The 6842-nt window shown below is 60.4% G+C and carries 7 protein-coding genes and 1 pseudogene; 1 reads left to right on the top strand and 7 read right to left on the bottom strand.

What is annotated here, in order from left to right; translation table 11 throughout:
* Positions 1 to 82: 82 nt before the first annotated feature.
* From tnpC to phnC, 7 genes and pseudogenes are all read right to left on the bottom strand, one after another.
* A pseudogene (tnpC, locus tag ACN4F8_RS01540) lies at positions 83 to 1048 on the bottom strand (IS66 family transposase); the annotation flags it as partial.
* Between the two features lie 76 nt (positions 1049 to 1124).
* The gene (gene tnpB, locus ACN4F8_RS01535) at positions 1125 to 1457 is read right to left on the bottom strand and encodes an IS66 family insertion sequence element accessory protein TnpB (protein WP_419471963.1); all 333 of its coding nucleotides are present in this window, start codon (positions 1455 to 1457) and stop codon (positions 1125 to 1127) included.
* Entirely contained in the window at positions 1454 to 1849 is a 396-nt protein-coding gene (gene tnpA, locus ACN4F8_RS01530) for an IS66-like element accessory protein TnpA (protein ID WP_419471962.1), read from the bottom strand. The genes tnpB and tnpA overlap by 4 nt, the downstream gene beginning before the upstream one ends.
* 584 nt (positions 1850 to 2433) lie before the next feature.
* Positions 2434 to 3405, bottom strand: a complete 972-nt coding sequence (locus ACN4F8_RS01525) for a phosphonate dehydrogenase (RefSeq protein ID WP_024815576.1) — start codon at positions 3403 to 3405, stop codon at positions 2434 to 2436.
* A gap of 17 nt (positions 3406 to 3422) precedes the next feature.
* Entirely contained in the window at positions 3423 to 4223 is an 801-nt protein-coding gene (phnE, locus tag ACN4F8_RS01520; protein WP_008903165.1) for a phosphonate ABC transporter, permease protein PhnE, read from the bottom strand.
* Positions 4220 to 5095: a phosphate/phosphite/phosphonate ABC transporter substrate-binding protein gene (gene phnD, locus ACN4F8_RS01515; protein ID WP_024815577.1), complete on the bottom strand. Its 876-nt coding sequence runs from the start codon at positions 5093 to 5095 to the stop codon at positions 4220 to 4222. The genes phnE and phnD overlap by 4 nt, the downstream gene beginning before the upstream one ends.
* A complete protein-coding gene (gene phnC, locus ACN4F8_RS01510; RefSeq protein WP_035242057.1) occupies positions 5089 to 5910 on the bottom strand; it encodes a phosphonate ABC transporter ATP-binding protein in 822 nt (273 codons plus the stop codon). Before phnC ends, phnD begins: the two co-directional genes overlap by 7 nt.
* Positions 5911 to 6162: 252 nt before the next feature.
* Here phnC and ACN4F8_RS01505 point away from each other — a divergent pair.
* Positions 6163 to 6842, top strand: a 680-nt coding sequence (locus ACN4F8_RS01505) for a LysR substrate-binding domain-containing protein (RefSeq protein ID WP_419471961.1), incomplete at its 3' end; no start/stop codon positions are given.

The raw sequence follows: 6842 nt of genomic DNA, 5'->3' as shown, positions 1-6842 counted from the left end.
GTTATGTGCTGCTTGCCAGGGCAAACCTCCTCGGTGAGCAACAACGGGCGCCTGGCGATGGCCACATATCTCGGGCCGTAACATAACCGCTGAAGTCATCGCACACCAGACTGCCCTTCCAGGCGCCCAGGAAGGTACGCGCGTGCTCGCCTGCGCGGCTCTCGCAGAAGTCGTAGACCACCGCCCTCGTGTTCTCGAAGGCCCCCGTGGCATATGCCCAGAGGTAGGCCCGGTGTGTCTTGCCATTGCCCGGTTTGAGCATGGCCACCGGCGTCTCGTCGGCATGCAGCACGCGGTGCTGCAGCAACTCGGCTCTCAGGGCATCGATCAGTGGCTGCAGCTGCACGCCACAGGAGCCCACCCATTGCGCCAGTGTGGAGCGCGGGATGGCGAGACCAGCTCGACCGAAGATCGCTTCCTGGCGGTAAAGCGGCAGGTGGTCGGCGTACTTGGCCACCAGCACCTGCGCCAGAAGCCCGGTGGTGGGGATGCCCTTGTCGATGACGTGAGGATCGACGGGTACCTGGTGAATCGTCTCGCACTTCGCGCAAGCCCACTTGCCCCGGACGTGGCGCTCCACCGTGAACACGCCGGGGACGTAGTCCAGCTTCTCGGCCACGTCCTCGCCGATGCGCTTCATCTGGCAGCCGCAGGCGCAGGTGGTGGACTCGGGCTCGTGGCGGATCTCGCGCCGCGGCAGGTTGACCGGCAGCGGTGCGCGTTTGGGGACTTGCTTGTCTTGGCGGTTTGCCACTGGAGGCATGGCCTGCTCGATCTCATCGGCCACGGCCTGCAGGTCCTCATCCAGCGATTCATCGAGCAGGCTCTTCTGCTCGGCACTGAAGCGCTCCGACTGCGCGGCGAACTTCATGCGCTTGAGAATCGCGTTCTCGTGCGTGAGCTTGTCGATCAGGGCCTGCTTGAAGACGACCTCCTGGCCCTGGCGCTCAATCACGCTGTCTCGCTCGGCCAGCTCCCCCATCAATGACAGCAGAGCCGCGCGCATCTGCTGCGGCTCCAGGGTGTCCAGGTGGTCTGTGGTGATCACGGGAGAAGATGATGCGACGAGCATCACCCTCGCGCATCAGTGCAAGTTCTGATTGCATGGCCAATGACCGGAGCACTCAAAGCACGGTGATGATTCCAGCCTCGCCAACGTTCTTCCACGGCAGGCCCAGCACGAGCGCATCGAACTGCGTTCGGCTGAGTGTGGCGGTGGTGGCGGCATCGCGCGGCCAGACGAACTTGCCGCTGTTCAGGCGCCGGGCCGCCAGCCAGACACCGATGCCGTCGTGCACCAGCACCTTCATGCGGTTGGCTCGTCGATTGGCGAACAGGTAGGCGTGGTGTGGGCGCGCTGCGCCGAAGACAGCCACCACGCGGGCCAGCGCCGTCTCGGTGCCAGCTCGCATGTCCAGCGGCTCGGTGGCAAGCCACAGTGCATCGATGCGGATCATCGGAGCCAGTCGCGCAGCCAGGCTGCACATGATGCTGCATCTTCCAGTGGCCAGTTCACGGTGACCACGCCGGCGCTGCGCTGAACCTCAACATGGATCGCGCGCGCCACGCGCGGCGAGCTGGTCTCAGGAGCTGGGAACTGTTCAACTGGTGGAGGAAGATTCAACGCCACGAACTCGTTCCGGGGCGCTGGCAATAGGGAGTCCGCTTGCTCGCGCATCCAGCGGTGAACGATGTTGGCGTTGATTCCGTGTGCGAGTGCCACGCCGGCAACCGACGCGCCAGAAACTTGGCATTCGGCCACGATCTGGCCCTTGAGTTCAGGGGAGTAATAGCGCCGCTTGGGGCGTTGGGCGATCGTGTCGTTCGCTATGGTGTGCATGATCTTCATCGTGCACACGATGCCTCGACGCTTGGTCTATCTCAAGATGGGATTGCCGGACGCATACGAAGAAAGCTAGCGCCAGCGCAACTGTGTTGGTGTTCCTATCGGCCAAGTGCAGTCCTTGACCTATTTTTCCCCAAGAAGTGCATCAGGCTGATCTCCGACACTCGAACCTAACGCCTGAAAGTTCGCGTGTTGCGCAACTGGTCATTGGCCGAGCAGGGTCTCAAGCGACCGCTTTGTTGCTCAGACCGGTCACTCTATTGATGCGAGCCGGGCAAGGTAGCAGGAGCAACTGATCACACCAAGGATGAATTGGTTCTCCCGACCCGCTGCGGTCGGTGTTGATGTAGGCAACGATCCCAGAAAACCGTCCGAGAAACCGGGGGAATCCCACCCCGGATACTTGGCGGCACGGCTTATCGGAACCATTGCGAAGAGCATCCGCAGTTGGCCCGCGGGTCCGAAACACGTAGCCAAGGTCTTCTCAAAGAATTAGATCGGCCAGAACCATAGAACGTCCAAAAGCATTCTCTGGTGTGGTGACCTCATGGCTGCACCGAGCAGTGCGAAGCTGCCACATGAGCCGCTCAGTGCGATGCCTCGTAGTGTGCAAGCGGCTCATTACCATTTAACGCAACGAGCAAATTTTCAGCAGCCTGCAACTCGATGGCTCGGCGAACCTTCTTCACCGCCGAACCAATGTGGGGTGTGAAAACCGTGGAGGGGTGTTGCAAGAGTTCCGGATGAATCTGGCGTGGACGGTCTGCCAGCAGCCAGTCTTCCATCTCGTACACATCGGCGGCGTAGGCACCCAGGCGCTCGTCCTTGAGCGCCCGTGCCACGGCAGCCTCGTCCACAACCGAGCCTCGCCCAATGTTGACCAGGATCTGCCCCCGCCGAACACCTTCAAGCATGGTGTCATTGACGAGGTGACGCGTTACGTCCAGCAGCGGAACGGCCAGAATGACATAGTCGGATTGCGACAGGGCCTCACCCAGGCTCACCATGGTCAGGCGTTCGTCATCACCATGCGGGTCCACGCCCAGCAGTTGAGCGCACCCGAAGCCACAGAGACGGTCCACAATGGCCCGCCCAACGGCGCCAAGTCCGACGACCGCCACTATCGAGCCGTGCAACCCCATTCCGTACAGCTGGGGACGCCATCCTGCGTAGCTCTTGCGAACACTGACGTCACCTGCCAGCACATGGCGCGCGGCGGCGATGGCCAGCCCAATGGCGAGTTCTGCCGTGGGTTCTGTGAGCAGGTCAGGAACGAAGCTCACGCTGACACCGGCTTGCGCACATGCCTTGAGGTCAAAGTTGTCATACCCCTTCAGGGCGCAAGCGATGGTCTTGAGCCTGGGAGCGTGCAACAGGGTTCGCTGATCTACCCGGTCAGGCATGAACGCCATCATGGCGTCGGCGTCCTTCAGGTGGAGGTAAAGCTCTTCCTCGCTCCAGGGCTCAGGCCCTTGATTCATCACTACATCACCGGCGGATCGAAGACGCGCCAGAACTGCTTCATGGATGGGCTGCGTCACCACAATTTTCGGCATCATTACCTTCCTCTCTCTTTCTATTTCAGATGTTTGCGAAGCGCCGACCCAATGCCGTCGACCACGAGCACGCATATGAGGATGGACAGCAAAATGGCGGAGACTTCGTCGTACTTGATCAGGCGCAGAGCCGCCATGAGTTCAAAGCCAATGCCGCCCGCACCCACGATGCCCATCACTGCCGATGCGCGAAAGTGATATTCCCATCGGTAGATGGTGATGTCCGCCAACTGGGGCAAAACCTGCGGTAACACAGCATGGGTGATGACCTGAAACCGGCTTGCGCCCGCGGCCTTAGCGGCCTCCAGAGGTTTCGGGTCCACGTGCTCTATGGCTTCGGCGTAGAACTTGGCCACCATGCCCGTGGAATGCAGGGCCAACGCCAGCACACCAGGCAATGCCCCAAAGCCCACGGCCGCGACGAACAGAATGCCCAGGATGATTTCAGGCACAGACCGAAATGCAGCCAAGATGGTTCTGACGATTCGCCCAACCACCGCATTCGGCGCGGTGTTGGGCGCCGCCACCAGGGCCAGCGGCAACGACGCCAGAACGGTCAGCGCCGTGCCTGCGATCGACATGGCTAAGGTGTCACGCAATGGAATGACCCAGTGCTCCCAGCGCTCGAAATTCGGCGGCACCATCTCTGAGGCCAACTGCTGAATCGCTGGGCCGCCTTCGATGAAACGCTGCGCGTCAAAGAAGCCGGTGACATACAAAGCCACCACACAGACGAACAGAACGACACAGGCGGCGCCCAGCCGTTTGAGTCGCTGCTGTCCGTCGATGGCAACTATGGATTCCAAGGCTACCGATGTCATTTCATGCGTCCCAGATCAAGCTTGAGAATCTGTGCTGTGTCGCGAAGAATGTCGTAGGCCTTGTCATCGGTAGCGGCAAAGGCCTCGATACGGAATGATTTGAGAATCTCGGCGTCCTTCATCTGAAGAAAGGCGGCTCGGATGGCTTCCTTGAGCTCCGGCGTGAGATTACCTTGCATCGCAATGGGATAGTTCGGAATGGGTGCCGACAGTTCAAGTTGCACAATCTTGTTGGCATCCACCATGCCCTTTGCGATGAGGTTGTCCAGAATGGTTTTTGACAGAGCGCCGGCGGGAACCTGCCCTGCCTGAACAGCTCGGGCCACGGCATCGTGCGTGCCCAGGTGAACGGGGCGGTAGTCAGTCTCGCCGTTCAGTTGGTGGTTTTTAAGCAAGTGCGCGCGCGGTGCAAGGTGACTGGACGTCGAAGCCTGATCGCCAAAGCCAAAAGGCTTTCCACGAACGTCAGCCAGGGTCTTGACCGGGCCGCCTGCCGTGGCGATGAGAACCGACTGGTAGGTCGGCGAGCCGCGCTCCACGCCAACGGCAAATGGCTCAATGTTGGGCGCCTTGGACTTGGCAAGCACGTAAGAGAACGGTCCAAAGTAGGCGACCTCGATGCGGCCGAAGCGCATGGCTTCAATCATCGACGAGTAGTCCGTGGTCACCGTGACCTCGATTTCCTTCTTCAGGGTCTGCTCCAGATACCGCTTCAGAGGCTGTGCGTTCTGAATGATGGTGGCGGCGTTTTCGTCCGGCAACAGTGCAACGCGAAGCTTGGAAGGATTTTTGCCCTCGGCATGGGCGCCAAGTGGCAACAGGGCGGCCAAAGTGACGGCAGCGATAAATTGGAAACGGCGACGATTCAGCACGGTAAAAACTCCTTGGATTGAGAGGGGGAATCAAATTGACTGCCCATGTTGGCAGGTGACGACTTCGCGTACAGGGCAGACTGGGCTTCTTCCGTCAACTGCGCTGCTGTCCCGTCGAACACCACCTGGCCCTGGCGAAGGCCCACAATGCGGTCGGCGAACATGCGCGCGAGGTTGACTTGATGCAGACTCACGATGGCCGTGAGTCGGTCTTTCTTGCAGATGTCGTGAAGCAGGGTCAACACACTCTGCGCGGTCGCCGGGTCGAGGCTGGCCACCGGCTCATCGGCCAGCAGCAGGCGGGGCTTTTGCACCAAGGCACGCGCAATGCCAATGCGTTGTTGTTGCCCACCAGACAAGGTGTCTGCCCGTGCTAGGGCTTTCTCAAGCAGGCCTACGCGGTCAATGGCCGCCAGCGCCTCCAGCTTGTCAGCCTTGCTCCAAGGCCACAACGACGCCAGAGATCCGCGGGTGGCGAGCTTGCCCATCAACACATTGGCCAGCACGCTTTGCCGCCCGATCAGGTGGTGCTGCTGGAACACCATGCCGCAGTGGCGCCGATGCTCAAGAAGGTTGCGTTTTGAGACGGTGCCGCCCGGCAGATCGGCCACCGACACCTCTCCGTCTGTGGGGCTAACCAAGCCATTGATGCTGCGCAGCAGCGTTGACTTTCCCGCGCCCGACGCGCCCAGCAGCACAAGGAACCCGCCATGCTGTACCTCCAGCGAGGTGGGCGCAAGCGCTGTGTGACCATCGGCATAGGTCACCGTGATACCCCGCAAGCTCAGATGGCTCTCGCGAATTGCAGTTTTCATAGCTCGGTTTCATTTGTTGTGGTGCGCTAGACGCACACCAGGACTCAAGTGGTCAGAGGTATCTCTCGGGAAAGAGGAGGTTCTGGAAGAAACAGCTTCAGTGGAAGCACAGCTCAAGTCTGGGTGACCAAGGTGTCATGAATATGAAACTTTCATCCCTAAAAATGAGGGCACCCATAGATCACATCAATGTCTGGACTCAGCCTCCTCGCAGCCTTGAAGGCCTTTGACGCAACGGCCCGAGCCGGCAGCATGACCGCTGCCGCGAGAGTGCTCGCTATTCAACAACCGACTGTTTCTTCACACATACAGCGCCTGGAGGTCGACTTCGGCGTGGAGCTTTTTCATCGGCGCGGGCGGCGGCTTGAACTCACGTCCTTTGGACGCACTCTGTTGGACTACACCCGGCGTACCTTCAGTGGCGAGGAAGATGCGCACGCACTGCTCGCTGCTGCGAAAAATCAATACGTAGGGCGACTGGTCATCCATGCCATCGGGCCGCACAACGTGCTGCCCGTGTTGAAGCTGTTCATGAAACAGTTCCCCCAGGTCAACGTGGCTGTTGGCGTAGGCGACTCGCGAACCATCACTGAAAAGATTCTTGACTACCAGGGAGACGTGGGCATGGTGCTCAATCACGTCGCTCACCCAGATCTATTTGGCGCGGCTTACCGTACCCAGCGATTGGTGATATTCGGCAACACCCAACACCCACTCGCGCAACGGGCCACTCTCAAACTGCGTGATCTGCAGGGTCAGAGGTTCGTCATCCGAGAGGAAGGATCGACGACCAGACGCGTGTTTGAACAAGAACTAAAGGAGCGAGGCGTCGAGGTGCAGGTGGCTCTGGAGATGGGCAGCCGCGAGTCCGTTCGAGAGGCGGTGGCGGAGGGGCTGGGCCTAGGCGTCGTGGCGGAAACAGCCTACAGGCC

Origin of the sequence: Hydrogenophaga sp. (assembly GCF_048549895.1) — a bacterium.
Classification (GTDB): domain Bacteria; phylum Pseudomonadota; class Gammaproteobacteria; order Burkholderiales; family Burkholderiaceae_C; genus Hydrogenophaga.
Note: the sequence above shows the minus strand (reverse complement) of the source record. Positions and strands in the feature narration are given on the sequence as shown.